The sequence below is a fragment of the Enterococcus sp. E5-162 genome, from assembly GCF_035725965.1.
GTDB lineage: Bacteria > Bacillota > Bacilli > Lactobacillales > Enterococcaceae > Enterococcus_B > Enterococcus_B lactis.
Window position 1 is genome coordinate 257,702 of record NZ_JAPRFV010000001.1, and the last position, 26,108, is coordinate 283,809.

General features: G+C 37.6%; 25 protein-coding genes. 17 read left to right on the forward strand and 8 right to left on the reverse strand.

Features of this window, described 5'->3' with window-relative positions; genetic code table 11:
• Window positions 1–106 precede the first annotated feature (106 nt).
• From OZZ83_RS01255 to OZZ83_RS01265, 3 genes are all read right to left on the reverse strand, one after another.
• Entirely contained in the window at window positions 107–664 is a 558-nt protein-coding gene (locus OZZ83_RS01255) for a guanylate kinase (protein WP_025478124.1), read from the reverse strand.
• A gap of 88 nt (window positions 665–752) precedes the next feature.
• The gene (locus tag OZZ83_RS01260) at window positions 753–1,934 is read right to left on the reverse strand and encodes a NupC/NupG family nucleoside CNT transporter (RefSeq protein WP_002306700.1); all 1,182 of its coding nucleotides are present in this window, start codon (window positions 1,932–1,934) and stop codon (window positions 753–755) included.
• Between the two features lie 386 nt (window positions 1,935–2,320).
• A complete protein-coding gene (locus OZZ83_RS01265) occupies window positions 2,321–3,829 on the reverse strand; it encodes a DUF1846 domain-containing protein (RefSeq protein WP_252706636.1) in 1,509 nt (502 codons plus the stop codon).
• A gap of 158 nt (window positions 3,830–3,987) precedes the next feature.
• Between OZZ83_RS01265 and OZZ83_RS01270 the strand changes: the two genes are divergently transcribed.
• The 13 genes from OZZ83_RS01270 to OZZ83_RS01330 all read left to right on the forward strand — a co-directional run bounded on the left by OZZ83_RS01270 (window position 3,988) and on the right by OZZ83_RS01330 (window position 17,268).
• A complete protein-coding gene (locus tag OZZ83_RS01270; RefSeq protein ID WP_002290760.1) occupies window positions 3,988–4,179 on the forward strand; it encodes a hypothetical protein in 192 nt (63 codons plus the stop codon).
• 213 nt (window positions 4,180–4,392) lie between these two features.
• Entirely contained in the window at window positions 4,393–5,310 is a 918-nt protein-coding gene (locus tag OZZ83_RS01275) for a coiled-coil domain-containing protein (protein WP_002306703.1), read from the forward strand.
• Window positions 5,303–6,376 carry a hypothetical protein gene (locus tag OZZ83_RS01280; protein ID WP_002319942.1) on the forward strand — a complete coding sequence of 358 codons (1,074 nt, stop codon included), beginning with the start codon at window positions 5,303–5,305 and terminating at the stop codon, window positions 6,374–6,376. The genes OZZ83_RS01275 and OZZ83_RS01280 overlap by 8 nt, the downstream gene beginning before the upstream one ends.
• Before the next feature lie 147 nt (window positions 6,377–6,523).
• Complete coding sequence (locus tag OZZ83_RS01285; RefSeq protein WP_002309234.1) at window positions 6,524–7,042, forward strand: membrane protein; 519 nt, start codon at window positions 6,524–6,526, stop codon at window positions 7,040–7,042.
• Window positions 7,023–7,415 carry a DUF4430 domain-containing protein gene (locus OZZ83_RS01290; RefSeq protein ID WP_325066001.1) on the forward strand — a complete coding sequence of 131 codons (393 nt, stop codon included), beginning with the start codon at window positions 7,023–7,025 and terminating at the stop codon, window positions 7,413–7,415. The genes OZZ83_RS01285 and OZZ83_RS01290 overlap by 20 nt, the downstream gene beginning before the upstream one ends.
• Window positions 7,416–7,489: 74 nt before the next feature.
• Window positions 7,490–8,425 carry a cation diffusion facilitator family transporter gene (locus OZZ83_RS01295; RefSeq protein ID WP_002306710.1) on the forward strand — a complete coding sequence of 312 codons (936 nt, stop codon included), beginning with the start codon at window positions 7,490–7,492 and terminating at the stop codon, window positions 8,423–8,425.
• Window positions 8,426–8,557: 132 nt separating this feature from the next.
• A complete protein-coding gene (locus OZZ83_RS01300) occupies window positions 8,558–9,337 on the forward strand; it encodes an AzlC family ABC transporter permease (protein WP_002306712.1) in 780 nt (259 codons plus the stop codon).
• Window positions 9,330–9,647: an AzlD domain-containing protein gene (locus OZZ83_RS01305; RefSeq protein ID WP_002290769.1), complete on the forward strand. Its 318-nt coding sequence runs from the start codon at window positions 9,330–9,332 to the stop codon at window positions 9,645–9,647. The genes OZZ83_RS01300 and OZZ83_RS01305 overlap by 8 nt, the downstream gene beginning before the upstream one ends.
• A gap of 242 nt (window positions 9,648–9,889) precedes the next feature.
• Window positions 9,890–11,500: a polysaccharide biosynthesis protein gene (locus tag OZZ83_RS01310; protein WP_252711105.1), complete on the forward strand. Its 1,611-nt coding sequence runs from the start codon at window positions 9,890–9,892 to the stop codon at window positions 11,498–11,500.
• Window positions 11,501–11,657: 157 nt separating this feature from the next.
• On the forward strand, window positions 11,658–12,506 hold the full coding sequence (locus tag OZZ83_RS01315; RefSeq protein WP_002290771.1) for a DegV family protein: 849 nt from the start codon (window positions 11,658–11,660) through the stop codon (window positions 12,504–12,506).
• A 234-nt stretch (window positions 12,507–12,740) separates the two neighbouring features.
• Complete coding sequence (locus OZZ83_RS01320; protein ID WP_002290778.1) at window positions 12,741–13,220, forward strand: DUF6530 family protein; 480 nt, start codon at window positions 12,741–12,743, stop codon at window positions 13,218–13,220.
• Between the two features lie 32 nt (window positions 13,221–13,252).
• Entirely contained in the window at window positions 13,253–15,496 is a 2,244-nt protein-coding gene (locus OZZ83_RS01325) for an AAA family ATPase (RefSeq protein WP_252706632.1), read from the forward strand.
• Between the two features lie 128 nt (window positions 15,497–15,624).
• Window positions 15,625–17,268 (forward strand): glycoside hydrolase family 13 protein, encoded by a 1,644-nt coding sequence (locus OZZ83_RS01330; RefSeq protein ID WP_002306719.1) that lies wholly within the window; start codon window positions 15,625–15,627, stop codon window positions 17,266–17,268.
• A 63-nt stretch (window positions 17,269–17,331) separates the two neighbouring features.
• On the opposite strand, the gene OZZ83_RS01335 is transcribed toward OZZ83_RS01330, so the two are convergent.
• From OZZ83_RS01335 to OZZ83_RS01355, 5 genes are all read right to left on the reverse strand, one after another.
• Window positions 17,332–17,877, reverse strand: a complete 546-nt coding sequence (locus tag OZZ83_RS01335; RefSeq protein ID WP_002309240.1) for a TIGR01440 family protein — start codon at window positions 17,875–17,877, stop codon at window positions 17,332–17,334.
• A gap of 21 nt (window positions 17,878–17,898) precedes the next feature.
• Entirely contained in the window at window positions 17,899–18,384 is a 486-nt protein-coding gene (locus OZZ83_RS01340; protein WP_002313748.1) for an ECF transporter S component, read from the reverse strand.
• Window positions 18,374–19,186, reverse strand: coding sequence for a hydroxymethylpyrimidine/phosphomethylpyrimidine kinase (locus OZZ83_RS01345; RefSeq protein ID WP_002306723.1), 813 nt, complete (start codon window positions 19,184–19,186; stop codon window positions 18,374–18,376). The genes OZZ83_RS01340 and OZZ83_RS01345 overlap by 11 nt, the downstream gene beginning before the upstream one ends.
• Window positions 19,187–19,456: 270 nt before the next feature.
• A complete protein-coding gene (locus OZZ83_RS01350) occupies window positions 19,457–20,989 on the reverse strand; it encodes an AMP-binding protein (RefSeq protein ID WP_002309245.1) in 1,533 nt (510 codons plus the stop codon).
• Between the two features lie 102 nt (window positions 20,990–21,091).
• Window positions 21,092–22,123: a tyrosine-type recombinase/integrase gene (locus OZZ83_RS01355; RefSeq protein ID WP_002309246.1), complete on the reverse strand. Its 1,032-nt coding sequence runs from the start codon at window positions 22,121–22,123 to the stop codon at window positions 21,092–21,094.
• A 211-nt stretch (window positions 22,124–22,334) separates the two neighbouring features.
• Here OZZ83_RS01355 and OZZ83_RS01360 point away from each other — a divergent pair, with 211 nt between their 5' ends.
• From OZZ83_RS01360 to OZZ83_RS01375, 4 genes are all read left to right on the forward strand, one after another.
• Window positions 22,335–23,366 carry a bifunctional glycosyltransferase family 2/GtrA family protein gene (locus tag OZZ83_RS01360; RefSeq protein ID WP_002313750.1) on the forward strand — a complete coding sequence of 344 codons (1,032 nt, stop codon included), beginning with the start codon at window positions 22,335–22,337 and terminating at the stop codon, window positions 23,364–23,366.
• Between the two features lie 12 nt (window positions 23,367–23,378).
• Complete coding sequence (locus OZZ83_RS01365; RefSeq protein WP_002309248.1) at window positions 23,379–24,305, forward strand: phosphodiester glycosidase family protein; 927 nt, start codon at window positions 23,379–23,381, stop codon at window positions 24,303–24,305.
• Between the two features lie 16 nt (window positions 24,306–24,321).
• Window positions 24,322–24,699, forward strand: coding sequence for a hypothetical protein (locus OZZ83_RS01370; protein WP_002309249.1), 378 nt, complete (start codon window positions 24,322–24,324; stop codon window positions 24,697–24,699).
• Between the two features lie 241 nt (window positions 24,700–24,940).
• A complete protein-coding gene (locus OZZ83_RS01375) occupies window positions 24,941–25,927 on the forward strand; it encodes a DUF2382 domain-containing protein (RefSeq protein ID WP_002313752.1) in 987 nt (328 codons plus the stop codon).
• The last annotated feature ends 181 nt before the right edge of the window (window positions 25,928–26,108 follow it).

The following is a 26,108-nucleotide window of genomic DNA, read 5'->3' on the forward strand; positions in this document are numbered from 1 at the left end:
GCTTCAAGAAATAGTTTTCGAAGAAGCTACTTCTGAAACACCGTTCATCGAGAGGTCGTGACACCATTTTTGTCGCGGCCTCTCAGCTTATCTTATGGCTATTTAGCTAATCTGTTTCTATCAATAATCCTTTTTTTATTTTATCTACTGCTTCTTGGAACGCTCCATCGTTTGATACGACTAAAAGTGTGGGAATAGCTGTCAACCGTTCCAGTTGAGCTAAGTCTTTCGCATAAACTGCCATTCTGGCCAAAATCTGTTCGGGTGAATCTCCACGCTTTTTCAGGCGCGATTGTAATGTTTCTTTAGAAATCGTAATAAAGATCGGACGGACTACCGTGCCAAAATACTCGTATAAATGCCAAAAACCATTTGCCGTCAAAACGGCATAACAATTTCCTTCCTTCAGTTTTTTGGTAATCTCTGCTTTGCTGGAACCATATTTATGTTGAGCATATTGATCCCACTCTGCAAACTCGTCTCGCTTGATCATTTGATTGAATGCATCGTCAGATACAAAATAATAATCCTCTTGATCTTTTTCTCCAGGTCTTGGTGATCGATTCGTGTAAGTAATGATCTTTTGTTCGGGCTGAAAAACAGCTTCTGCGAGTGAAGTTTTCCCAGAACCAGAAGGTCCGATAAACACATAGCAATAATTCATCATCATTTCTCCTTTGATATTTGAGCAACTGAAAAAGCTTTGGAAATATTTCCAAAGCTTTTGAAAGCAACGTCGCTTTTTTTGTTTATTATACCAGTAATCCAGTCACAATAGCACTTAAAAAGCTGACTAAAGTCGCTGTTAGCAAAATTTTCAATCCGTGTTTTGCGACAAGATTTCCTTTTTCTTCATTTAATCCCTTCATCGCGCCAGAAATGATCCCGATAGAAGAGAAGTTGGCAAATGAAACAAGGAAAACAGATATGATCGCTGTTGTGCGTTCAGTAAAATGGAAATGACCGTTAGCTAATTCTGTCATAGCAACAAATTCATTTGTAACCAATTTAGTCGCCATGATACTACCAGCATCCACTGCTTCTTTCCATGGGATTCCACTGATGAAGGCAAGGGGGGCAAAGATATAACCTAAGATCTCTTGGAAAGTAATACCGAATATCCCGTGAAAGATAGCATTGATCATGGCAATCAAGGCAACGAATCCGATAAGCATAGCAGCAACCGTGATTGCCACATGGAAACCATCAAGAATGTATTCTCCCAACATTTGGAAAAAGGTCTGTTCTTTGTTTTCTTCAATAATTAGTTCGTCTTCTTTTTCTTCTAATACATAGGGATTCACAATCGAAGCCAGAATATATCCGCCAAATAAATTCAAAACAAGGGCAGTGATCACATATTTAGAATCGATTAGTGCCATATAAGATCCGACGATTGACATAGACACTGTAGACATAGCCGAGACACTCATGGTGAATAAACGTTTCTCAGATAAGAAAGGTAATTCCTTCTTTATGGAAATAAATACTTCCGATTGCCCTAAAATAGCAGAAGCTACTCCATTGTAGGATTCTAATTTGCCCATTCCGTTGATTTTACTTAACCCAAGACCAACGGCTTTCATAAACAATGGAAGAATTTTGATGTAACGTAAAATCCCGATAATAGCAGAAATAAATACGATTGGCATCAATACGGAAAGAAAGAAAGGTGCACTTCCTTTATTTGCTACACCGGCAAAAACAAAGTCAACACCCTGCCCAGCAAAAGCAAGAAGATGATCAAACATTTTTGACAATACAGAAACAACCGCTGTACCAAAAGTTGTACGTAATAATACGAAACCAAGAACAAGCTGTAAAACGAACATCACAATTAGTGGTTTCAATTTGATTGCTTTTTTGTTGCTGCTGATCAAAAAAGCAAGACCTAATGTGACAAATAAACCAATAATACCTAATAAATAACTCAAATAATCACTCCTATTCCAAATTCCGTTTTATTTTACCTGTTTTGTAAATAAAATACTAATCTTTAGTGAAATTTTCATTACTTTTTTAGAGTAAAACGCATTCATTTCCCATTAGAATACAAAGCAACCAAAATAAATTAAAAAAACAGATAAAAGACGCTAAAAAAACTGATGTTCCATTGTTTTTTCGTATTTCAAATAGAGAGGGAAAGTAAGTGAAAGTATGAGAAATAAAATTTATCCTATTCTTGTTTTTTCTTTCAAACTGAATATCCCTCAAGAAGGGACAAGAAGTGTATCCACTTAGTAATGGCTATAAAAAAACGAAACTATTGTTTAAGCTAATGCTAATAGTTTCGTTTTCAACCTTTATAAGTGAGTTTTTTCTATTGGTAGTATAGATTTTCTGAAGGGTAAACAGGTGCGCAAGTAATATCGATTCCTAGTTTTTTCAATGTTTGTTCATCATTTTTATTGACCATCACAGTGGAGTGGGCTTGTGCTCCCTCAAGTTCAGCTAGTTTATCATAAGCAACTTGAGCGATTGGATTCGTTACTGCACTGATTGATAAAGCGATCAAAACCTCATTGATGCTTAGTGCATCCAAAGAGGAATGAAGTGTCTTTGACTTCAATCCTTGTATTGTTTCAAGAACTAATGGTGATAATAAAGGAATGTCATCTGCAATATGCGCTAAATGTTTTACTGCATTTAAGATGACTGCCGCTGACGCATCCATCAATGAGCTTGTACGTCCAGTAATAATGATTTCATCTGGTAATTCGATGGCAATCACAGCAGAAGGATCTTTTGTAGGACTTTGTGCTTGAATTTTATCTGCATAATCATGGGCAGGAACGACAACGTTTCGGTCTTCAGGGCGTAATCCGACTTCTTCCATAATCAGTTTGATTCGATTAACTGCTTCTTCGTCAATCAATCCTTTTTTGAAGTCACACTCTGTTTGGAAATAGCGGCGGATGATTTCTTGTTTAGAAGCTTCTTGGACAACCGCATCATCCACGATACCAAATCCTACACGATTCACACCCATGTCAGTAGGAGATTGATAAACAGATTCTTTACCAGTAATTTTTTCAATAATACGTTTGATTACAGGGAAGGTTTCAACATCTCGATTATAATTTACAGCTACTTTATTGTAGGCGTCAAAGTGGAAGGAATCGATCATATTGACATCCTTCAAATCGACTGTGGCTGCTTCATAGGCAATGTTCAATGGATGTTTCAACGGAACGTTCCATACTGGAAAAGTTTCGAACTTGGAGTAACCAGCTGCATGTCCTTTTTGGCTTTCATGATACAGTTGGTTCAAACAAGTAGCGAGTTTTCCGCTTCCTGGTCCAGGAGCTGACACTACAACGATTGGTTTAGCTGTTTCAATGTATTCGTTTTTCCCAAACCCATCTTCTGAAACGATTTTTTCTACGTTGACTGGATAGTCTTCGATTTCTGAATGTTTATAGACTTTGATATTTCGTCTTTCTAGTTTATTGATAAAGACTTTCGTGGCAGGCTGGCCGCTATAGCGAGTGATAACGACACTGTTGATCAATAATCCATAACCGCGTAATTCATCAATCAGTCGCAAGATATCCATATCATAAGTAATCCCATAATCACCGCGGATCTTATTACGTTCAATGTCTCCGGCATAGACGCAAATCAGTATTTCAGCCTGATCTTTTAATTTTTGTAGCAATTTGATTTTCGCATCTTCTTCAAATCCTGGAAGTACACGTTTTGCATGTTTGTCATCCACTAGCTTTCCACCAAATTCCAAATATAATTTATCATAGTGGTTCACTCGTTCCAAAATATACGCGGACTGCTCTTCAATATATTTCTCTGAATCAAAACCAATTTTTTTCACTGGGTTCCCTCCTTAAGTACTAAAGCATTTTTTCATTTTTTTTTGGATTCGTCAACTGGAAGAGTAAAATTCCTCAAAAAAACAAAGAAAATGATTTAAACCAACTTGTCTAGATAGTTATTCATTGGTATGATAGTTTTTGATAAGGAAGGTGCTACATGAAAAAAAGACAGAAAAAGAAAAACGCATATAAACACTATATCCGTTCGATTTTTACCGGTTATGAAAAAATGCTTGAAGATCCCGAATTAGAACAATTGACGTTTACTTATTTAAACGAAGAAACGCAACTAACTCGTGATGACCATCAGCGCATTCATTTCACAACAAGAGATCTGCCTAGTAAATAAAAGAATATGATAAAAGTCATTGTATTCGATTCTGTCCTATCAGATGAATCAGATATCAAAGACTAGTTGATCGAAAAAAAGGCTGTGCCAAATTTTGGTGCAGCCTGTTTTATGGAGCATTGCCCGCTCTTTTTTATAACAATTTTTTACAGAAAATGGTACTATTGAAGTATTAATAAGTGAAAATCAGATGAGTAAGAGGAGGCAAGTAGTATGAAAGAGCCAGATACAAACACAAATTACGAGCAAGGCGAACTAGAGGAGACGAGCACGAATCAGGATACAGCAAAAGAATCGTCTTCTTTTTATGATATCAAAGAAAAAGCAAGCATGAATCTTTCCCAATTATTAGAAGATTTACAAGCTTTTGAAAAAGCTGTCCGCGAAGAAGATATTCCTGAGATCTACCGTTTGTACAACGGCAGATTGAACGAAGAATTAAAACGAAGCTCAAATGAAAATCACGAGATTGACCAATTGCTGATGCGTAAGATCCATGATCGTTTTTTGCAAGAATTTCCTTTTATGGAACAAGTAGAAAGCATCTCACCAACGATGAGCTATTACAAAATCGGCACTTATTACCATGATCGCCCTACAATTGGTATCGATGCAAGTTTGCCAGAAATTTTTGTTTTGCCTAAGATCGATGAAGAGTGGGAGAAATATTCCCAACCGGAGACAACGGACTATGACAAAAAAATCAATGAGCTAGACGCAAAGGTGATCACAGCTCAGACAGAGATCGAACGTCTAAACGAACAGATAAAAGAAATCAATCGGCAGATGACTGATTTGGACGATAATAAAGGATTCTTGAATCGTAAGAAAATCGAGGAAGAAATTCAAGAATTAGAGAAGAAGAAGCAAGTGCTATCTAATGAAAAATTAGGCTGGCTTCCTTATATCGAGACACCTGAAACAATCCAACAGCAAAAAGAAGCATTGAAACAAGAAGCAAGAGCGGACCAACTTCGCGCAGCCATCGTAGAAAAAGAGCAACGGCAAATCAGTCGCTATTTCGGTAGCAAAGAGGGGTTTGGTCAAGCAATCCATGAATTCTTGATGAATTATCTTGGTAATGAAAATCCTAATAATCAATCTAATGAAGGAGGTTCCGAGTATGAATGAACACGATGAAGCAGAATGGACAAAAAATGAATCACAGACAGAAGATCATGAAGAAACGAACACTTCATTAGAGGAACAAACCAGTAAGCCACTGGATGACACAGAAGAAGTCCTTATGCCAGAAGAAACAAAAATCCATGAAAAAGAAAAAGTAACTCCGACAAATACGGATACTTCAGAAAACACCCATGCTTATGAAGTATCTGAAAATCCCGGATATTTAGAAGGAAAAGAGCAAGATTATCAAGATATCGTCAGTTTGATTGAAACAGCGGAAGCAGAATTAGCGGATTTACGTATGAGAAAATATTTGATTGAATCAGATTTTCCCGAATTATTAGAATCATATGACCGCTTTATATTGAATGAAGAACCGATCTCAACGATTGGAAAAACAAGTCTGATCGAATATTTCACATATGAATTACTGAAACCGTTGAATGATATTGGTCTGGAACGATCAAATTCAGCTTATGACACATGGAAAACAAGACATTTCTCTATCAATTATACGTTGAATGGACAAAACGAATTAGTCTTTTCCTTTGTATTACCGACCATCGATCAACGATACCAAGTGGAATCGATGAGTCTTCTAAATGTATCACCAGAGACGATGGAAATCGATGTCCAGGATGATCGAGTGCTTTCTTTGATCCGATACTGGTCAGTTGATCGAGTATTCTCAGCAGGACAGATTACGATCTTCAATCACAAATTGAATCAATTATTAGCCCATGCTAGAATGCTTGGTTTTACAGTTAATCAGACACTACTAGACAATACGAAGCCACTTCGTTTGAACCTTCAGAGCGAATTTGAATTGACGAATGAAGTATTGGATGATATTTTTATCGTGGCGATGAAAAATCCCTCCTATGATATGGAAAAGATCAACGAAACTACTTATCAAGTACGATTAGATAAAGGACAGTCTTTAACGATAGCAACAAACGAAAAAGATCAAACGGTCTTGTCGATCTCATCTGGAGATTACCCACGATCCGTCATTGATTTCTTTATCAATTACGAATTCTTGGTTCCGTTAATGGTGAGAAAGTCCTGATTGGATAAGTTGGATTACCAGAGGTCATTCAGATAATTCTGTTCCAAAGGACTTGCGGCAGTTATCCAGAATAATTGTCACAAGTCTTTTCTGTATGTACTGAATGAACGTGAATCATCTGCTGGTGAAGGAGGAGTTACATCAAGAATGACCACAAATAAAATCGCCCAGCTTAGCTTATTGTCTGCTGCTTGTGTAGCAGGTAGGATCGCTTTTCAATTTATTCCGAATTTCCAGCCAATGACTGCTATTTTTTTATTTATAGTACTTTACTTAAGCTTGAAAGATGCGCTAATTGTCATGAGTCTTTCTATCGCAATCAGCAGTTTTTATTTTGGTGTGGGTCCATGGGTCATCGGTCAGTGGCTCAGCTATACCGTCGTTCTGGCGTTGTTTTCAATTTTCTACTCGAGAAGAACAATTCAAAGGAGTCTCTGGTTAAAAGGAACCTGCTTTTTTCTAGCAGGTATAGTTTATGGAATAGGGATGACTGTTTTCGATACGCTGCTCTATCATTTACCTCAACCTTGGGTCTATTACCTTCAAGGGGTGTCGTTTGATCTGATGCACAGTATAGGTAATGTTGTGTTCTTCCTTATTTTTCTGCCAGTCGTCAAACGTTTTTACAATCATTCAGGAGGAAAAAATGAAAAAAATAATTTATAGTCTGCTTGCAATGAGTGTCAGTGTACTCATGTTGACAAGTTGTAGTACAACCAAAACACCATCGACTTCAAACCAAAAGGAGGAAATAAAAACATCGCAAAAAGCAACGATCACGTTACAAGAAAATGGTCAAAACTTTTTGAAAAAAGAAGTGACTTTCAAAAAAGGAGAAACTTTACTGACTATTTTGAAACAAAATTTTGAAGTCGAGGAAAATGATGGCTTCATCACTTCGCTTGAAGGGCATTCTCAGGATGAAAAGAGTCAAACCTATTGGATGTTTACTGTGGATGGGAAAAGTGCTACTACTGGGGCAAAAGAGATCGAATTGAACAATGGACAATCGGTCATTTTCAATTTATCTAAATTATAAGTTTCATAAAAACTGTTAAAGGGCGGATATTGCTACTCTTTAGTCAGTTCACTTGATGAAAGAAGGAAAAGAATATGGAAAATTTTAAAAAAAGCGGAATGTTTTCCGTAATTGCTGCTCTAGGGGCTAATATTCTAGTTGCTATCAGCAAATTTGTCGGCTATGCAATCAGTGGCAGTGCCGCCATGCTGAATGAAAGCATCCATAGTATCGTTGATTGTAGTAATCAGATTTTGCTGCTATTTGGCGATAAACAAGCTAATAAAGGTCAGAGCGACTTGCATCAATTTGGTGAAGGTCGAGCAAAATACTTTTTTAGTACGATCGTCGCAATGATGCTTTTCTTCGGTGGGGGAGCACTAGGGGTGATGGAAGCTTTTGAAAAATTGACGCATCCATCCCATGAAGTTGGTAATCCAATCATTGTCATTGCCATTTTGTTATTTGGTTTGGTAATCGAAGGAAGTTCTTTGCGTGTCGCAATGAAGGAAATCAAAGAATTGAATACTGAAAATCTTTCCACGATGCGCTTTTTGCGCGAAAGTCGACATAGTGAAATACTGATTATATTTACGGAAGACTTGTGTGCTGTAATCGGTTTGGTCTTGGCTTTAGCGGGAACAATCTTGACTTATACAACCGGGATCGCTGCATTTGATGCTATCAGCGGATTAATGATCGGTTTCTTACTGATGGGAGCTGCGATTTTCCTAGCAAAAGAATTTTATAGTCTGATCATTGGTGAAAGTGTGACAGCAAGCGATTTATCAAAAATCAAGTTAGCCTTTGAACGACCTGAGATCAGTCGGCTAATTGATATCAAAACCGTTCATTTAAGTCCAACGGAAATTTTAGTCGCTGCAAAAGCAGATATTGTTGGAAACAAAGAAAATGAAACGTATTCGATCATCAATGATATTGAAAAAAATATGCGCCAGTCTCTTCCTGACAAGAAGATGTATATATACATTGAAACAGATAAATATGACCCAAATTATTCTCACAAATAAAACGTATGTTCATGAATTGAAGCAAAAATGAGAAAAATATAATCTTGTTTTTAAATAAAACGGCTACAATTTAGCGAATTTATGTTACAATGAGTCCGCTGTTTATTTGTTGTAATTAAAGGAGATATTTTAATGAACAAAAAGAAGAGTGCGCCATGGCTTCAAGCTTTGCATGCAGTGATGCCGCTTTGTATAAGCTATATACCAGTGGGATTAGCTTGTGGAGTATTGTTGCAAAAAGTTGGATTTGATCCTCTCTTATCAGGGCTGTTATCGATTCTGGTCTTTTCCGGCGGCGCGCAGTTTTTAGTTGCATCTATGCTTACGACGCAAGCATCATTTGCAACGACATTATTGATGGTTTTCTTTTTAGAATTACGCTATACATTATTAGGAGCAAGTCTTGCCGGTTTTATGAAAAAAGAAAAGCGGACGTTTTTAGCTGTCTTTTCTCAATCACTGAATGATGAAAACTATGCGGTGAACTACTTAAAGTTCTCAACTGACCCCTCTTGGAACAAAAGAAAGGCTTTATATGTCAATTGGTTCTCAATGGCTGCATGGGCCGGTAGCAACATGATCGGTAATTTTTTTGGCTCGGTGATTCGAGTAGATGCTGACCTTGTCCATTTTGCTTTGACTGCTATGTTCATTTTTATGTTTGTCATGCAAATGAAAAACGCACTACTGATCTTTACAGGTTTGTTTTCAGGTGTATTAGGGGTAATCTTCATGGTATTATTCCAAAACACATTCGGCTTGATTGCAGCTACTGTTATTGCTTCATTTGCCGGATTCATGCTGGAGAAGGCATTTAAAAAAGAAAAAGCCAAGAAACTAAGGGATCGCGGCAAAGATGTCAATGAACCGCTCTTCAACTTCCCAGAACAGGAGGCCAACCATCATGACTAAACTATATTTGCTGTTTTTAGTTGCTTGTCTGTTCATCGTTGCGTATATCCCGCGCTTGTTCCCGATGCTTTATTTTACTCATCGAAAAGTGCCATCTTGGTTTAGTGACTGGATGAAGTATGTACCAGTAGCATTGTTTGCGGCGTTAGCTTTCAAAGATGTCTTCATTACTCATGAACATCTGGATATTGCTTGGAATATCAAAATAGCTGCAATGATTCTAGTAGCAGGTGTGGCTTACAAAACACGTTCGATGGCGTTGTCAGTTTTGACAGGACTTGCGTCTGTCTTTTTACTGTCCATGCTTTAAACTGTTTTATTCCCTAAAAAACAGAGATTGCGACATAAGTTGTTCAAACTGATCTATCCAAACTGCATTTGCATCAGCCAATTGTGGATGCAAGTTCATTTGTTCGGATAAAAAGATTAGTGTTGACTTATGATGCAAGCTCTTTTTTGTTTTAAGAATTAAAGAGGGATTTGTCCTTCTATGTTTTTTTGCTATAATAGGGAAGATGTTTATTTTATGAAAGAATAGTTGAGGGAAATTAGATGAATAAAAAATTGATGCAAGGAACATTTTGGCTAACCTTTGCTAATCTTCTATGTAAAGTTTTAGGGGTAGTCTATTTGATTCCCTGGCTAAGTATGATGGGGAACAATCAAGATGGTATGCTTGCTACGACATTATACAATGTTGGCTATCTTCCATATGGATTGTTCCTGATGCTTGGTACAGTCGGATTTCCAAATGCGATTGCAAAAAAAGTAGCTGTAGCAACAAAAGAAGGAGATAACGCTGCTTGTCGGCTGATTTTTCGAAGTACGATCAATATCATGTTCGTCATCGGTATCGCCTCTGCTGCGTTGATGTATTTATTTGCTCCTTTATTAGCCGGAATCAGTCCAATCGCTAACGTTAACAACGGGATATTAGCTATCCGAAGTTTATGCCCATCTTTGGTTGCTATCCCGATTTTGAGTGCAATGAGAGGATACTTCCAAGGGAAAAACGATTTACGACCTTATGGAACTTCTTTGATTATTGAACAAGCTGTACGAGTGATCGTTATCTTGGCTGGTACTTATTACTTGCGCGTATTGACTGACGGAACCATATTAGAAGCTGTATTGATCAGTACAGTTGCTTCTTTCTTCGGGGGGTTAGCTGCGATTATCCATATGTATATCGTCGGACGCAGAAAAGACTTCTTTGAACTTAAAGACTTTTTGATTTCCAGTCGTTACTTCGAAAGAGAAAACCGATCTGCCTCTGTCTCTATCATTCGGGAAACACTACCGTTCATTTTTGTCGGCTCCGTCATTACTATCGTTCAAATGATCGACCAAGTAACGATGAAACCACTGCTTCACTTTTTCCGTCCAGAGATTGCAGATCAGCAACTGGAATTCTTATTCAGTCGTGCTTCTGTTAATCCAAACAAACTGACATTGATCCTGATTTCCATGGTAGGAACAGTTGCTATAAGTAGTTTGCCAATACTAAGCACAATGAAGAAAAAAGATCGTTTACAAATCGAAAAGACAGTAGGAGACAGTTTTTCGATTGCGTTATTGATCCTTCTTCCTTCATTGACCGGGATGTCTTTATTAGCTGGACCATTATACACATTGTTTTTTGGTTATGATCCTGAAAGTGTTGGTTATTTCCAAATGGCTTTGTTAGCTTCTTTGTTTTTCTCTTTATTCACGATCCTATCAACGATGCTTCAATCTCTGAACCACCATCGTTTTGCGATTCGACTAACTGTAGAAGCAATTATCCTGAAAGTCATCTTCCAAGTAATCGGACTAGGTCTAGTTGGCGGATACGGGATGAGCTTATCAAATGGCATGGCATTCGGTATCGTCTTTGTTCGTGGGTATCACTTTATGTGCAAAGAATACCGAATAGCACCTTTAGCAAAAATCAGCAGTTTTTTCTTAAAAACTTTCCGATCTACCTTGATTATGCTTGCGGTATGTTTCATCATTTTCTTTTTGCTGAATCAGCGATTGTCAATGGAATCAAAAAGTTATGCAATGGTTTATTGTGTGGCTTTAGGAAGTATTGGGGGTTTAGTATTTTTATTTTCTCAATTCGGAAAAAATGGGTTCCGAATGTTGAAAAATGTTAAACATCGTAGCGGAAGCAAAGAATAGGCTAACTAGTCGTCTTTTTGCTGTCACTAGAAAAACGGCAACTCGTATGATTACGCTTGTCGTTTTTCTATTTTCCAATTTTAGTTTCATATCTAATCTTACTTATGATATAGTTATGAGGTCTGGAAAAATTCTTTGAAACGAGGAAATTAAACACATGAAACTTGCAGTAGTTACAGATAGTTCGGCGTATCTGCCGGAACGTATCAAGAACCATCCCGACTTATTCGTGATTCCAATCCCTTTGATTATGGATGGGAAAATTTATAACGAAGGAATCGATATCGAAGCGGATGAATATTATGGACTTTTAAAAAACAGTAAAGATTTTCCTACTACTTCACAACCTGTCGTAGGGGAAGTTTTGGCTTTATATGAGGAATTGAAAGAGAAAGGCTATGACACGATTTTAAGTATCCATCTTTCTTCAGGTATTTCTGGTTTCGTCAACACCTTATTTGCGATGAAAGACGATATCAGTGGAGTAACGGTCATTCCTTATGACTCTAAGATCACTAGTATGCCGATGGGACATATGGTAGAAGCTGCCTTAGACTTAAATGATGAAGGTCAGCCCCTTGATGAGATACTTGCGCATGTCGATCGAATTCGAGATAATACTTACGCTTATCTAATTGTAGATGATTTGAACAATTTAGTACGGGGAGGGCGATTGACCAATGGCGCTGCACTGATTGGTAGCCTATTGAAAATCAAACCGATTCTGACATTTTCTGAAGGAAAAATTGTTTTATTCGAAAAAATCCGTTCAAGTAAAAAAGCATTTGCTCGGGCTGAAGAAATCATTGGCAAAAGAAATAACGAAATACAACCGCCAGTCAAACTTTATGTGATACATGCAAACAATTTAGAAGTAGCGATTGCGGAAAAAGAGAAATTGCAGAAAAAATATCCAAATGCAGAAATCGAAGTTGGTCATTTTGGACCAGTCATTGGTACACATTTAGGCGAAAAAGCCATCGGCATCGCCATTTCAGCGCAATAATTCCTTTTATTCAAAAAACATACCAAAAATATTCTAACATCAGCTTGCTCTTTATTCACGTGATAAATGTACGTGTAGAAGAGCAAGATGATGTTTTTATGTGTTTCTAACAAACAGGCTCTTTTTCTTTGCATTTCTCTCTTCAGTCATTTATAATGTCGTATATAGTTTAGTAAATTAGTAAACTACTGATTTACTAATTTACTAAAAATAGAAAGACGAGGAGTTAAAATCATGGAAATACCTACAAATTTAAAACATAAACCAGTGCTCGTTGTAGAAGACTACGATAAAGTTGATGGAAGAAATGCATTGAATACGGACGCAAAAGGTCTTTCTCTAGGTCTCGCTCAATGGAATGACCGTGGAAAAGTCGACATATCAGGCAAAGTATGGCGACATACTGGAGAAAAATGGTCTCGACAATCAGAAGAATTACCAATTACACGTATTTTAGACTTAGCGATCTTAGCTGCACAAGGAAGTTTATACTTCCAAGATGCTTATCGTTATGAAAAATTCTATGATCCAGAAAATCCAGTTGTGGACATCATTGGTTTGCAGGGAAACCGGATGACAGTCGAGGTAGATACCAAAAATCCAAAGATCGATGAAGACATTATTTTGTATTACGATACACTACAAAAAGACGGAGAACTGATTGGGGAACGATTCCGTATTTTAAAACGTCTTTTAGATGAGTTAGGATATTAATAGACAGAGATGATCAAAAGGGGAAGAGAAGTATGGAGAATTTCTCACTAACAGAAAACCGGACCTTTTCACGGCTAGAAAAGCAAATGATCTGGAAGAAACCGAAAAGTCATCGGACAAGTGTAGAAGAGTGGCGGATCGCCTCCGAAATCAAAGAAAATTGGCAAGATCCTGAAATGAAAATCAGTAACGTTCTTTTAGAAGGAGACGCCGGATCGGGTAAGACACAGTTAGCAAAAGCACTATCTGCTGATTTGCAACTTCCCTATACAAAAGTGACATGTTTTGCAGATATGGATAAATCAGATGTGTTCGGCGCCTTATTACCTGTAGTAGATTCCGATAAAGAACAAGACCAAGAATTGCTGGAAGCTATTTACCAAACAGATACACTTGAAGCTGTACTGACACTGATCCAGAACCATTACGGCATTGATTCTTTTTCTGCCAAAGAAAAATTAGCAGAGTTAGTTCAAAGAATCGAAGCCGATTATCCAGATGCAATCCATTATAGTTATTATCCTTCTGAAATCGTTCGAGCGGTCGAAAAAGGATATCTATTAGAGATCCAAGAGCCGACTGTCATCCGTGATGCTTCTGTTCTTGTGGCACTTAACTCAGCGCTCGAACCAAATGGGATGTTGAATTTGCCAACAGGAATCATTCGTCGCCATCCAGATTGTATTATTGTCATTACCACAAATCGAAACTACCAAGGAAATCGACCCTTAAATGAATCCTTAAGAGATCGGATGCAGCATGCGGAAAAAATGGATCTTCCTGCCTTAGAAGTCATGGCAGAACGTGCGATGGCGAAAACCATGATTCAAAATCAAGAACTCCTTATGAAGATGGCAGAGATTATCCGTTTATTGGATGAAACTGCAAAAGCAAATGCCATCAAAGGTGTAGCAGGAATGCGTTCATATTTTTATTGGGCGAATACCTATAAGCAAGGACAAAATTTACTCCAGTCGATTTATCCAAAAGTTTTGTATAAATTATCCACTGATCCAGATGAATTGGCAATCCTTGAGCAAGCTTTGTCTGAGAGTGGATTGTTATTAGAACTTCAAGACATTTTGAGAAAAGAAAAATGGGGCTATCCTCAAATAGAACCTCAATCTGAGCATGCAAAAGGAAGAATTATCAGCGCCGAAGAAGCAAACGAACGAAACATCACTGAAGATGCTGAAGAAACTTTGCGCTTAGATGAAAAGAAACAACTGTCTGATGAAGAACCAAATGTGGAAGAAGAGAGACTAGAGAAAACAACAGAAAAAAACGAGATGCCTCCTCAAATGCAAAAAGAACGCAGGAGCGATATCGAAGGGAAAAATCAGAAGGAACAACAACAAACAGAAGAGGATTCCCAAGAAATGTCTGCTTCTGACATGGAAACACATGATAAGGAAATCAAGAAGCAATTAAATAAAGAAGCGCGGCAAATCATGAAGGAAACGATTCATGAAAAAGAAGGTCTCATCGTTCACCGACCAGCTTTCCAAGGAAAAACGCAAGAAGCACGTGAACTACAAATGCAAGTCATGCCGATAGTAGAATCACTTAGCCGACAAATTTTAGAATTACTGGATAATGAACAAACAGAGACGTACCAAAAGGGAAAATATGAAGGACAGCGGTTTAACGCAAGTAGAGTAGCATATGGTGATTTGAGAAATTTTGACAAAAAGAACCCGCCACATGAGCAACCTTCCTTAGCGGTAGCTGTGCGGATCGATGAATCTGGATCAATGATAAGGGATAATCGGATCGAAGCGGCAAAAAAAGCAGCGATCGCCATTGCCGAATTTGCTAAGAAAGTCGATATCCCCTTGTTGATTTACGGGGATACAGCAGACCGTTCAGCAAGAGAAAAGACTTCTTTGTTTTCTTATAAAGAATTTGAAGACGGGTTTCAATGGTTAAATGAAAAATTAGTCACTATGAAACCAAGACAAAACAATCGTGATGGAGCGGCACTTCGTTTAGCAGCGGAAAAATTAAACAGACAATCCGCCACAACCAAACTGTTGCTTAATATTAGTGACGGTCAGCCAAAGGCGTTGCCAGATTATACTGGCAAAAAAGCAAAAGAGGACATCCAGTCTGTTTTGAAAGAATACGAGCGTCAAGGCATATTATTTGTTTCCGCAGCCATTGGTCAAGACAAAGAAGAGATCAAGTCAATCTACGGTGAAAGCCGTTTTGTAGATATTACTGACCTAAATGAATTTCCCAAGCAAATGATTCAATTGATTGCCCGTTATCTATGATAAAATAAAGCTCAACGAACGCACTTAGCAGATTCGTTGAGCTTTTCGTTTCTAGTTACCGGTAACAAGGATACTTCTAAAATAGAATCGGTTATAATCAAGAGGGACCGTTAAAGGAGTGAAACGATATGATACAAGAACAAAAATGGTGGAAAGAAGCAGTAGGCTATCAAATCTATCCGGCCAGTTTCAAAGATAGCAACGGCGATGGACAAGGAGATATCAATGGGATCCGCGAAAAACTTGGATACTTGAAAGATCTTGGCATCGGATTTATCTGGATCAATCCAATCTATCAATCTCCATTTATCGATAATGGTTATGACGTAAGTGACTATCAAGACATAGAAAAGCGATTCGGCACGATGGAAGATTTTGATTTATTGCTGAAAGAAGCACATGAATTAGGAATCAAAGTTATTATGGATCTTGTCATCAACCACAGTTCGGATCAGCATCAATGGTTTGAAGAATCGAAGAAATCCAAAGAAAGCCCTTATCGAGATTATTACATTTGGGTCGATGGAGTAGATGGCAAAGAACCAAATAATTGGACATCGATTTTCGGCGGCTCTGCTTGGGAATATTCTCACGAAACAGGACAGTATTATCTGCATGTCTTTGCAAAAGAACAACCAGACTTAAATTGGGAAAGTGAGAAATTGAAAGAAGAACTATTCAATATGATTCGATGGTGGCTAGATAAAGGGATAGACGGATTTCGCTTAGATGCTATTTCTCATGTAAAAAAAGATGAATATTCAGTAAAAGCCACAGAGAACCCTTTTTCACCCTTTCAAAATGTCTCGGGAATCGAAGAACATTTGACTGATTTAAAACATGTTTTCGAAGAGTACGATATCATGACAGTCGGAGAAGCAAGCGGCGTCACAGCAGAAGAAGGGCCGGAATGGGTAGGAAAAGACGGTTATTTCGATATGATCTTTGAATTCGATCATATCCATATTTGGCAGCAAGAAAAAGAAGGGCAATTAGACGTCCTTAAGTTAAAACATGCATTAAGTGCTTGGCAAACTTCCCTAGATGGTATCGGATGGAACGCTTTATATATGGAAAACCATGATGTTCCTCGTGCCGTTTCTGTGTTCGGAGATACCCGTCCCGAATTTTGGGCTATGTCTGCAAAAGCAATCGCTATGATGTATTTCTTTTTGCAAGGAACGCCATTTATTTATCAAGGACAAGAAATCGGAATGACGAATATGCCTTTTGAATCGATCGATCAAGTTGATGCAGTGGATTCGAAAAGACTATATGAAAGGCTTCTTGCGGAAGGTAAGACAAGAGAAGAAGCATTAGATATCATTCGTGAAACCACCAGAGACAATAGCAGAACACCCATGCAATGGACTTCAGAAGAATATGCCGGCTTTTCTACACATGAGCCTTGGATGATCACTAATCCTAATACCAAAACGATCAATGTAGAACAACAAGAACATGAACCGGATTCGATCTTGCAATTCTATAAGAACATGATCCGCATTAGACAAATCAATAAAGGCCTGATATACGGTTCTTATAAAGAATATCTTCATGAACATCCACAACTATATGTCTATGAAAGAGATTTAGAAGATGAACAGTATCTTATTATGGTAAACTTGACGGAATCATTTGCTGACTATGAACTCCCAAAAGAAGCAGATCAGTCATGGACATTGCTCTTATCAAATTATTCTAGCGGAAACTTTGAAAAAAAAGGAACACTAGCCCCTTATGAAGCTCGGCTGTATAAAACAAACAATTAAAAAACTTCCTCGTTAAAGTTCAATAGTTGGACTTTCCGAGGAAGTTTTTCTAATTTACCCATCTTAATAATTTGCTCTAGGACCACCGATATATTTAGAACGAGAGCGAAGGGCTGTCACATGGGCTTGTCCCAAGGTTTTCAAACGAGGTCTGACAGGCACTTGGACATGTTTGATATGCATACCGATCGAAGTGTCACCGATATCGATGCCGGCTTGCCCAATTACATGCTCCACTTCGACAGGGTCATTGAACTGCTCAAAAGCAGCAACAGAACAAGCACCTCCAGCGTGTAATGCAGGGATAACAGAGACGATTTCGAATTTTTTTGCTTCTGCCACTGTTCGTTCTACCACCAATGCTCGATTCAAATGTTCGCAACCTTGGACAGCTAAGGCAATTTCTTTAGGATCTAATAGCTCTTTTAACGTACGGATGATCCACTGACCAACTTCCGCACTGGAATTTTTTCCAATATGTCCACCGACGACTTCACTTGTGCTGCACCCTAAAACAAAGAGATCTCCTTTTTTCAAGTGTGCCTCAGCCAATACGTCATTAACTATTTCAGTCAATTGAACTTTCAATTCTTTTTCTGACAACTTCATTCTCTAAAACCTTCTTTTCAATTAATATTGCTTCCGTGCTTGAATACGTTGAAGACTTGCAGTTATAGGAAAGGCAAGACCCATACCGATAAGATTTTGAAAGGTATTCCCTGGGATAGAAGCCACTCCAGCCGGCCAATCATACAAAATCCAACCGGCGATACCATAGCCGACGATCATAACTAAGCTTCCTAAAAAAAGACCAAATAGCCACATACGAGTAGAAGATTTACTGAAAGATCCGGCAACATATCCTTGTAATCCGTGAATCACTAATGAAAAAATAGCCCATTGCGGATATCCTGAAATCAAATCGATTAATAGACCACTGGAAGCACCGACAACTAATCCACCCATTGGACCATAAAGAGAAGAAGCAGTATAAATTCCAGCCTCACATAATGTCACAAAGCCGTTCGTAGCCGGTACAGGGATCAAAATAGTTAATGAAAGTGCAACGGTCAACGCAATCAACATCGCATAGATTGTTAGTTGTTTAGTTTTCATTTATCGTTCCTCCTTTTTGGATACCGCCAGACCAGACGCTTCCTGTATGATCATTCATCAGCACACCATTGGAAATACAATGGGCAACAAATTTTTTACTTTCTGCTACGGCTTTTGAAACGTCTGTTCCTAATACAAGATTCGCTGTTATTGCAGAAGAAAAGGCACAACCGGCACCATTTACTGTCGGGGTATCGACTTTTTTCTGAGAAAACACCTCATGATGGTCAACTGAATAGAGAAGATCCACAGCTTGTTCGCCAGCCATCCTTGTGCCGCCTTTTATTACAATTTTCTTTGCTCCTGAAGCAGTGAGCTCTTTAGCGAGATGGATCATTTCTATCAACGAAGAGGGGAGAGCTTGACCAGAAAGTAAAGCAGCTTCTGCCAAATTAGGCGTAATCATCGTAACAAGTGGAAAAAGTTCTTCGATGAGCTGCGAAATATACCATTGATTGATCACAGTTTCAGTTTCTTTGAATGCCAAAACAGGGTCTAAAATGATTGGGATATTTTGTTTTGCTTTTATGAAGTCTCGAACAACCATGATTGCTTCACTTGAATTTAATAACCCAATCTTGATTCCATCTAATGAAGTCATTTGATCAATTGAAGCCAACTGTCGTTCAAGCAATTCTGAAGGAATAGATTCCAAGATAAATCGCCCATTCGTATCTAGTACCCCTATAGATGTCAAGGCGCTTAGCCCGAATAAACCAAAATCTTCAAAAGTTTTTAAGTCTGTTTGGATTCCTCCACCAGCAAATGGATCAGAGCCACCAATCGTCAAGATTCTTTTCATAACATTTCCCTCCATGAATAAGAGTATAACGAAATTTTCAAAAAAGAAAAACAGCCAATTGGCATATTTTTATCTCATCCAATTTTCAAAAAGAAGCGAAAAGGGAATGTGACAAAAATCGTGTCACATTCCCTTTTTCCAAATAAACGGTCTTCAATTAACTGGCCCTCGATATTAGCTCAACAAACGGTAAAATATAAGGAACTATTTTTGTTTGGCTGTTCTTATTACTTGATGCAGGACAGCTTTTTCACAACCGCTTAAAAACGATTAGTTGTTTTGTGTTTTTAATTCTTTCTCGATTTGAAGCCGCTGAACTTTCATTGTAGCTGTTCGCGGGATTGCATCAAAGTCACGGATGATAGGGGCGTTCAAACGTGGAAGTTCATGGACTTGCTCCCACCAGCGATTCCAATCCATTTCTTTATCAGGAGCTAAAGCAATAATCGGCTGTGGAGAATGATTTTTATCTCTTACAATCACTACCTCTGCCAAAAAATCTAACGAATCTAATAAAAAGTCTTCAATAGCTAATGTACTATTGATCGTTTCGATCAGATCCACTTGCCGATCTTTCAAAAATAGGTGGCCATGTTCATCCATAAAACCGTAATCTCCGCTATCCCACCAATCGCCATAAACATTTTCTTGGAACCGTGCATCTTCCTTATAATAAGTCAAAGCCCGTCCTTTAGACAGTAATTGTATATGACCATCTGTATTTTCAGGAAGGACGTTCCCGACTGAATCTGTGATCCGTGCGCTTGTCATGTCTTCCAGTCCAACGCCCATATCTCTTGCATCACTCGTTTTCAAACTGTCGAGTGTATGAGCCTTAAGAATCATTGGTCCACATTCACTTTGGCCATATACTTGAAGAAATACCGCATCTTGTGTTATTGATGTTCGCAAAAATGTTTCCATTGTCTGATTGTTTATGGCATCAAAAGTAGAGTGATAATAACGGATGCCAGAGAAAGCTTTTGGATGTTCTTTAGCAGTAAAACTCCACTGAACAAAGTTATTCGGATGAGTCTCTAATGCGATTGGTCGGTAGGTTTCCAACATATGAATAACTTTTGAACTTTGTGCGTCTGCTAAAGGCATCATAGGAAAACCCATGGACATCAAAGAAGAGATGCCAATATTGAATCTAGAATGTACGGGGGAAATGTGAAAAGCAATTAATTTCTTTTCTGAAATTTTTGCAAAAACAGTTTTTTGCCATTTCGTTCGCCAACCCATAGAATGAGCGGAATGACAAATAAGCTTAGGGATACCAGTTGTACCAGAAGTATGGGTCATATAAGAAATTTCATTTTTAGCTAAAAACGATTGGGGAACAGGAAAAGTAGGTTGCTCCAGTAAATAAACAATAGGAATCTGTTTTGATTTAGTCCCGTTTGAAATTTCTCCCACTCGTTTTTTTGTCTCATCATCAAATAAAACAAAGGGGTCTTCTAAACGGTCGATAAATACTTCCATTGTCGCTGTTGGTAGATGATAAGAAGTCATGACAGGCACTGCACCAAGGTAAGACACAGAAACAGCGAGAAGGTATGTGTCAAAAGCGGAACTCTTATAGATAATGACTTTGTCTCCAGATTTCACACCAAGATGGGCCAATTGATAAGCTCGATCTAATACACTTTCAAAGCATTTTTTGTAAGTTGTTTCAAGTCCTAACTCAGGAAAAGCAGAAAGCGGCTGATCAAAGATAATCGGGATCTCGGAAAAGCCAGCTGCAGCTTCTTGAAAATTCGTAAATAAATTCAAAGGGGAATACATTATGGTCTCCATCATTCACACTCCATTATCTTTTGTTAAGTAATATACAAATTAAAGATAATCGTAACATAAACCTTTGTATAATAACATAGTTCATTGTGAAAAAAGTTCAGATTTCTATGTGACAGAAACCTGAACGAATGTCGCTAATTCGTGATAAGAAAAATCAACCATTTTTTCCCAGATTTCTTGAAAAGAATGGGAAGATAGGTATCGATTACCACATAAATAGTTTACCGCGTCAGCATCATCTAAATATAGTTCAGTATAATAGCGATAGGTTTTTCGGCATAATTCTGGTGATACATTCTTATACACTGTGATTTTGCTCAAAATTTGGCGAATAGTCCGAGGAGAAATTTGTTGATCATGCGAGGAACGAAAAACAAAAGAATTTTCGTCCGTATTTTGTGCTGTTAACTTAAAATAGTTCTCCAGAAACGGCATCGCTTCTTTTGGTATTGGTACTTTACTCAATCTGTTTTCTTTTCTATTCAGATTAAGAATCTGCTTGGTCAAAGATACATCTTTACGTTTAAGTTCTACTACTTCATGGATCTTTAATCCGCAATACAGAAGAATGGCAGTAATCGCAAGGTTCCTCGGTCTATTTTTTTCTTCAAAGCTAGCTTCTCTGCTTGTTCGAAAGCCTTCAATCGGGATAAACAAATGCTCAAAATCTTTGAAAAGTTCAGCATCGATATATCGCGGAGCTGCTTTGGTTGTTTCCGGTAAACTTGTACCCAAAAGAGAGATCTCTTCTTCAATCAGTCCTTTTTGATACAAAAATCGTAAAAAATGATTTAATGAATATTGCTTCCTCGAAATCCCGTAATAGCTATTTTCAAACAATTGCTCCGTTTCTTGGTTCGCTGTAGTTTGGAACGAACGAGTATGTCGATAGATTTTAGCTAAGAAATTCTGATAATCTTGTTTTTCTAGACGGATAATCAGCTGGTCATCCACTTCTTCAGAAAATACTTTTCTCAAATAATCAGTAAACAAATGGAAATCTTTTGCATATTCATAGCGACTACCTAATGATAAAGAAGAACGATTTTCTTCTAAAAACTGTTGAAAGACGGAAGGGAGCAAATGTGTACGTTGTTTTAATTTTTCTTGCAGTTGTTTTCTAGTTTTGCTGTCCAATACAAATCCCTCCAGTTATTGTTCATTTCCTTTATTTTACCGCATTTCTTCAAATGAGGATAGAGACCTTGTCTTGCTTTGATAAAGAGCATCCATGTAACTGTCTTTTAAAAGTCTTTACAAAACCAGAGGTGATTCTCTTAGTTTTTAAGAAGCCCTTAAGTTTCACTTGCAACAATAACTACAATTTCAAATAAAAACAGGTGAATATATGTCAGCTATTCTATTAATTCCAATCTACGAACCCACAGAAAACACTGTATTCTTCATTAATCAATTAGCACAATCTGTAAACGTACCGATTATCATTGTTGATGATGGAAGTGGGAAAACCTATCAAAAACTGTTTCAGCGAATGGAACATCCTAATATCACTAAAATCAGCTACTTTGACAACAAAGGCAAGGGATATGCATTAAAATTCGGCTTTTCAGTTATACTTGATTCCTATCCAGACATTACTGGCATTGTCACAGCAGACAGTGATGGTCAGCATGAAATCGAAGACATCCAAAAAATGCTAGTGGCAGTAGATCGATTAGCTGGTCAGGAATTCCTTTTGGGTGTAAGAGATTTTTCGTATGAAAACACGCCCTTTCGAAGCTATTTCGGGAATCGAATGACGAGCGGTTTTTATTATCTTTCCTCAGGTATCCACTTACAGGATACACAAACAGGACTGAGGGGATTTTCTATCTCTAGTTTATCTGAACTGCTCAAAATCGAAGGAAATCGGTTTGAATATGAAATCAATCAACTGCTAGTTTTACCAAAGATCGGCTATCGAATGACTACGATCCCTATCAAAACAATATATAGCGATGGAAATAAAGGTTCCCATTTTCGAATATTCCAAGATTCCTATCTTGTTTATCGTCCGTTCATTCGTTTCTTTTTTTCTTCGATTTCCTCTTCATTGGTGGATATTGGACTATTCTATTCCATTATATTTTTTATTGGAAATCATACAATGGCTTCTTTGTTGATTGCTACCATACTTTCTAGAGTACTATCAGGAATTTTCAATTATCAAATGAACCGACATTATGTGTTCAGAAAGCAAAGAGCCCATACTGCTTTTTATAAATACAGCTTATTGTTTCTCTTTCAACTAATTTTAAGTTGGCTAGGTGTGTCAATCCTTTCGGTTATTATTCAATCGCTTTTGCTTTGTAAGGCTGTTGTAGATATTTTATTGTTTTTTGCCAGTTTTTCTATTCAAAGGCGCATAGTCTTTCGTTAGGAGGAAATTTATATGAAACTTTTTTTAAGAAAAAAATATATGTGGGCATGTCTATCGAGTGTTTTCTTTTTAGGAAGTTCAAGTTATATATTACTAAAAACATTTGTTTTGCCTCAGGAAATAGCATCAGTAGAAACGATATCCAAAGAGACTTCCAGCTCGACGACAGACACAAAAAGCACGAGTAACTCAAGTTCTTTTGAACCAGTGATCACAGATAATAGCTACCAAGATGAAAATATCAATATCACATTATCTTCAGAACGTGTTGATGAAACCACAGTTTATGTTGCTGATATTACAGTAAGCGATTCTAGCTATTTAAAAACAGCTTTGGCAAACAATACGTATGGACGCAACATCAAAGAAACTACATCTGCGATCGCACAAGAACAACAAGCAATTTTAGCGATAAACGGAGATTATTATGGTTTTAGAGATAAAGGATATGTACTTAGAAATGGCACACTATATCGTGATACACCTAGTGATGATGAAACGAAAGAAGACTTAGTAATTGATAAAAATGGTGATTTCTCAATAATAAAAGAATCAGAAACATCTGCTGAGAAGCTAGTAGAAGAAGACGTACAACAAGTTTTATCTTTTGGTCCTGCTTTAGTTGAAAATGGAGAAGTCACTGTTTCTGAAGATGAGGAAGTGTCGCAGTCGATGAAAAGTAATCCACGAACCGCAATTGCTCAAGTTGGAACAAACCATTATCTCGTTGTTGTTTCAGAAGGTCGAACAGATGATAGTCAAGGGTTGAGTCTCAGCGAACTAGCAACTGTATTGAAAAATCACGGAGCAAAAACCGCATATAATTTGGATGGTGGAGGATCAACAACACTTTATTTCAATGGAAAAGTCATTAATCAAACAGTCGGCGGAAGCGGAAACTCTGAACGATCTGTCAGTGATATCGTTTTTATAGGTTAAGAAAAGGGGTATAGTTATGAATAAGAAAAAAGCATTTTATAGTTATTTTATTAGTTCAGTCCTTCTTTTCATCTTTCAATGGATTTATCATCATTTTAGCCACGGGGTCACTTCACAAGCCTTGAGATGGGTCTGGGTTATTCCAATGGTAGGAGGGGCATTCCTTTTTATTTTCAAAAAAATATTAAATACTTTTCAAAATCGCTTGGCTTTCAATTTATTCAATACTGGTTTGACTAGCTATATCGTCGGGATGATTCTTAAAGGAATATTAGAAATAGCTGGGACTTCCTCACCTTACATAGGAATTTATCCTATGATAGGAATGATTATACTGGGAATCAGTCTCTTTATCTATATAAGTAGCTTACTTATTCACGGATTGGATAAATGAGACAATCGTAATAAATGGAAATATAAGGATTTTTTTCAAAAAATTTCCTATAGGAATAAATGCACAAATGACTATTTTAGTGATATATATTTTGCTATTAGCATAGATATTCCGAAATTTCAATTAAAACGTTTTAATCTAATTCCAATCTAAATATTTGTAGAAATCAATCGTCTCCTATAGAATAAATTTATAAGTAAAAATATACCAATCATAAATCTATTTGCTAGGAGGAATTTACATGGAAGACAAAAATTTAACAGTCATCGGTAGCTACAGCACAAGGGATGAAGCATTATCAGTAATCGAACGATTACGTAACGAAGGGTATGATCGAGATGATATCGTTATTTATACTACTGATGAAGCAGCAACTAGACTGGGATTCGACGGATTATCCGGTATAGATGTTGAAACAGATGAGAATCGGATGGATGGCGAAGAAGATCGTTCTTTATGGGAAAGAATAAAAGACACTTTTTCTTTTGATACCTATGATTCTGAGACGGCTACGCCAGAAAATGATCCTTTATATCAGTATAGAGGAGATATTTCTGCTGGAAAATTTGTCATCACAGTAAAAGGCTATCGTCAGCCAGAAACAACAAAAGACACAATGGATACGCAAGATACAGTTACCTCGGCAAGCACAATGGGAACAGGACTAGGGACTGGGACTGGCACTGATCCAATGGACGTAGATGGCACGACAGGCTTTCAAAATACAACAGATCCATTGAATATGACACCAGGAACTGATCCGATGGACGTACCTGGCGAAGCTGATTCTATGAGTACAAGAGAGACTGAAGACATTGATCGCAAACCAAATCTAGATGATGATACGATTCAACTAAAAGAAGAAAAATTAGATGTAAATACACATGATGTTACCACTGGAGAAGTCGACATCCACAAACATGTGGTCAACGATACTGAAACGGTAGAAGTACCGGTCAAACGTGAAGAAATCGTCATCGAGCGCAAACCAGTAACAGATCCATCTTCACAGGGTACAGACGAAAACTTGGAAGATGACACAATCACTATCCCAATCAAAGAAGAGCAAGTAGATGTTAGCAAACATACAGTTGTTCGTGAAGAAGTGGGAATTCATAAAGAAGAACATGAAGACGTTGAAAAAGTGACAGAAGATGTTAGCCGAGAAGAATTGGATATTGACACAAGCGGTGATGTACACATTGAAGACCGCAATAAAAAATCTTAAGCGTAAGCTAAAGAGGTTGTGACAGAAGAGGTCCGCTTCAAGAAATAAGAAGGAATTTACGAAATTTGTTTCTCAAATTTTTGTGAAATTTCGGCTTATTTCCGAAGAAGCTACTTCTGGAACACCGTTTATTCGGAAAACAGGGCTGTGACAAGATTATTGTCACAGCCCTGTTCCTAGT

Excerpts from the sequence above, each read along its gene's own strand:
- OZZ83_RS01255 (WP_025478124.1), bottom strand. The coding sequence starts at position 664 with ATGAATTATTGCTATGTGTTTATCGGACCTTCTGGTTCTGGGAAAACT.
- OZZ83_RS01270 (WP_002290760.1), top strand. The coding sequence starts at position 3,988 with ATGAAAAAAAGACAGAAAAAGAAAAACGCATATAAACACTATATCCGT.
- OZZ83_RS01275 (WP_002306703.1), top strand. The coding sequence starts at position 4,393 with ATGAAAGAGCCAGATACAAACACAAATTACGAGCAAGGCGAACTAGAG.
- OZZ83_RS01280 (WP_002319942.1), top strand. The coding sequence starts at position 5,303 with ATGAATGAACACGATGAAGCAGAATGGACAAAAAATGAATCACAGACA.
- OZZ83_RS01285 (WP_002309234.1), top strand. The coding sequence starts at position 6,524 with ATGACCACAAATAAAATCGCCCAGCTTAGCTTATTGTCTGCTGCTTGT.
- OZZ83_RS01290 (WP_325066001.1), top strand. The coding sequence starts at position 7,023 with ATGAAAAAAATAATTTATAGTCTGCTTGCAATGAGTGTCAGTGTACTC.
- OZZ83_RS01295 (WP_002306710.1), top strand. The coding sequence starts at position 7,490 with ATGGAAAATTTTAAAAAAAGCGGAATGTTTTCCGTAATTGCTGCTCTA.
- OZZ83_RS01300 (WP_002306712.1), top strand. The coding sequence starts at position 8,558 with ATGAACAAAAAGAAGAGTGCGCCATGGCTTCAAGCTTTGCATGCAGTG.
- OZZ83_RS01305 (WP_002290769.1), top strand. The coding sequence starts at position 9,330 with ATGACTAAACTATATTTGCTGTTTTTAGTTGCTTGTCTGTTCATCGTT.
- OZZ83_RS01310 (WP_252711105.1), top strand. The coding sequence starts at position 9,890 with ATGAATAAAAAATTGATGCAAGGAACATTTTGGCTAACCTTTGCTAAT.
- OZZ83_RS01315 (WP_002290771.1), top strand. The coding sequence starts at position 11,658 with ATGAAACTTGCAGTAGTTACAGATAGTTCGGCGTATCTGCCGGAACGT.
- OZZ83_RS01320 (WP_002290778.1), top strand. The coding sequence starts at position 12,741 with ATGGAAATACCTACAAATTTAAAACATAAACCAGTGCTCGTTGTAGAA.
- OZZ83_RS01325 (WP_252706632.1), top strand. The coding sequence starts at position 13,253 with ATGGAGAATTTCTCACTAACAGAAAACCGGACCTTTTCACGGCTAGAA.
- OZZ83_RS01330 (WP_002306719.1), top strand. The coding sequence starts at position 15,625 with ATGATACAAGAACAAAAATGGTGGAAAGAAGCAGTAGGCTATCAAATC.
- OZZ83_RS01335 (WP_002309240.1), bottom strand. The coding sequence starts at position 17,877 with ATGAAGTTGTCAGAAAAAGAATTGAAAGTTCAATTGACTGAAATAGTT.
- OZZ83_RS01340 (WP_002313748.1), bottom strand. The coding sequence starts at position 18,384 with ATGAAAACTAAACAACTAACAATCTATGCGATGTTGATTGCGTTGACC.
- OZZ83_RS01345 (WP_002306723.1), bottom strand. The coding sequence starts at position 19,186 with ATGAAAAGAATCTTGACGATTGGTGGCTCTGATCCATTTGCTGGTGGA.
- OZZ83_RS01350 (WP_002309245.1), bottom strand. The coding sequence starts at position 20,989 with ATGATGGAGACCATAATGTATTCCCCTTTGAATTTATTTACGAATTTT.
- OZZ83_RS01360 (WP_002313750.1), top strand. The coding sequence starts at position 22,335 with ATGTCAGCTATTCTATTAATTCCAATCTACGAACCCACAGAAAACACT.
- OZZ83_RS01365 (WP_002309248.1), top strand. The coding sequence starts at position 23,379 with ATGAAACTTTTTTTAAGAAAAAAATATATGTGGGCATGTCTATCGAGT.
- OZZ83_RS01370 (WP_002309249.1), top strand. The coding sequence starts at position 24,322 with ATGAATAAGAAAAAAGCATTTTATAGTTATTTTATTAGTTCAGTCCTT.
- OZZ83_RS01375 (WP_002313752.1), top strand. The coding sequence starts at position 24,941 with ATGGAAGACAAAAATTTAACAGTCATCGGTAGCTACAGCACAAGGGAT.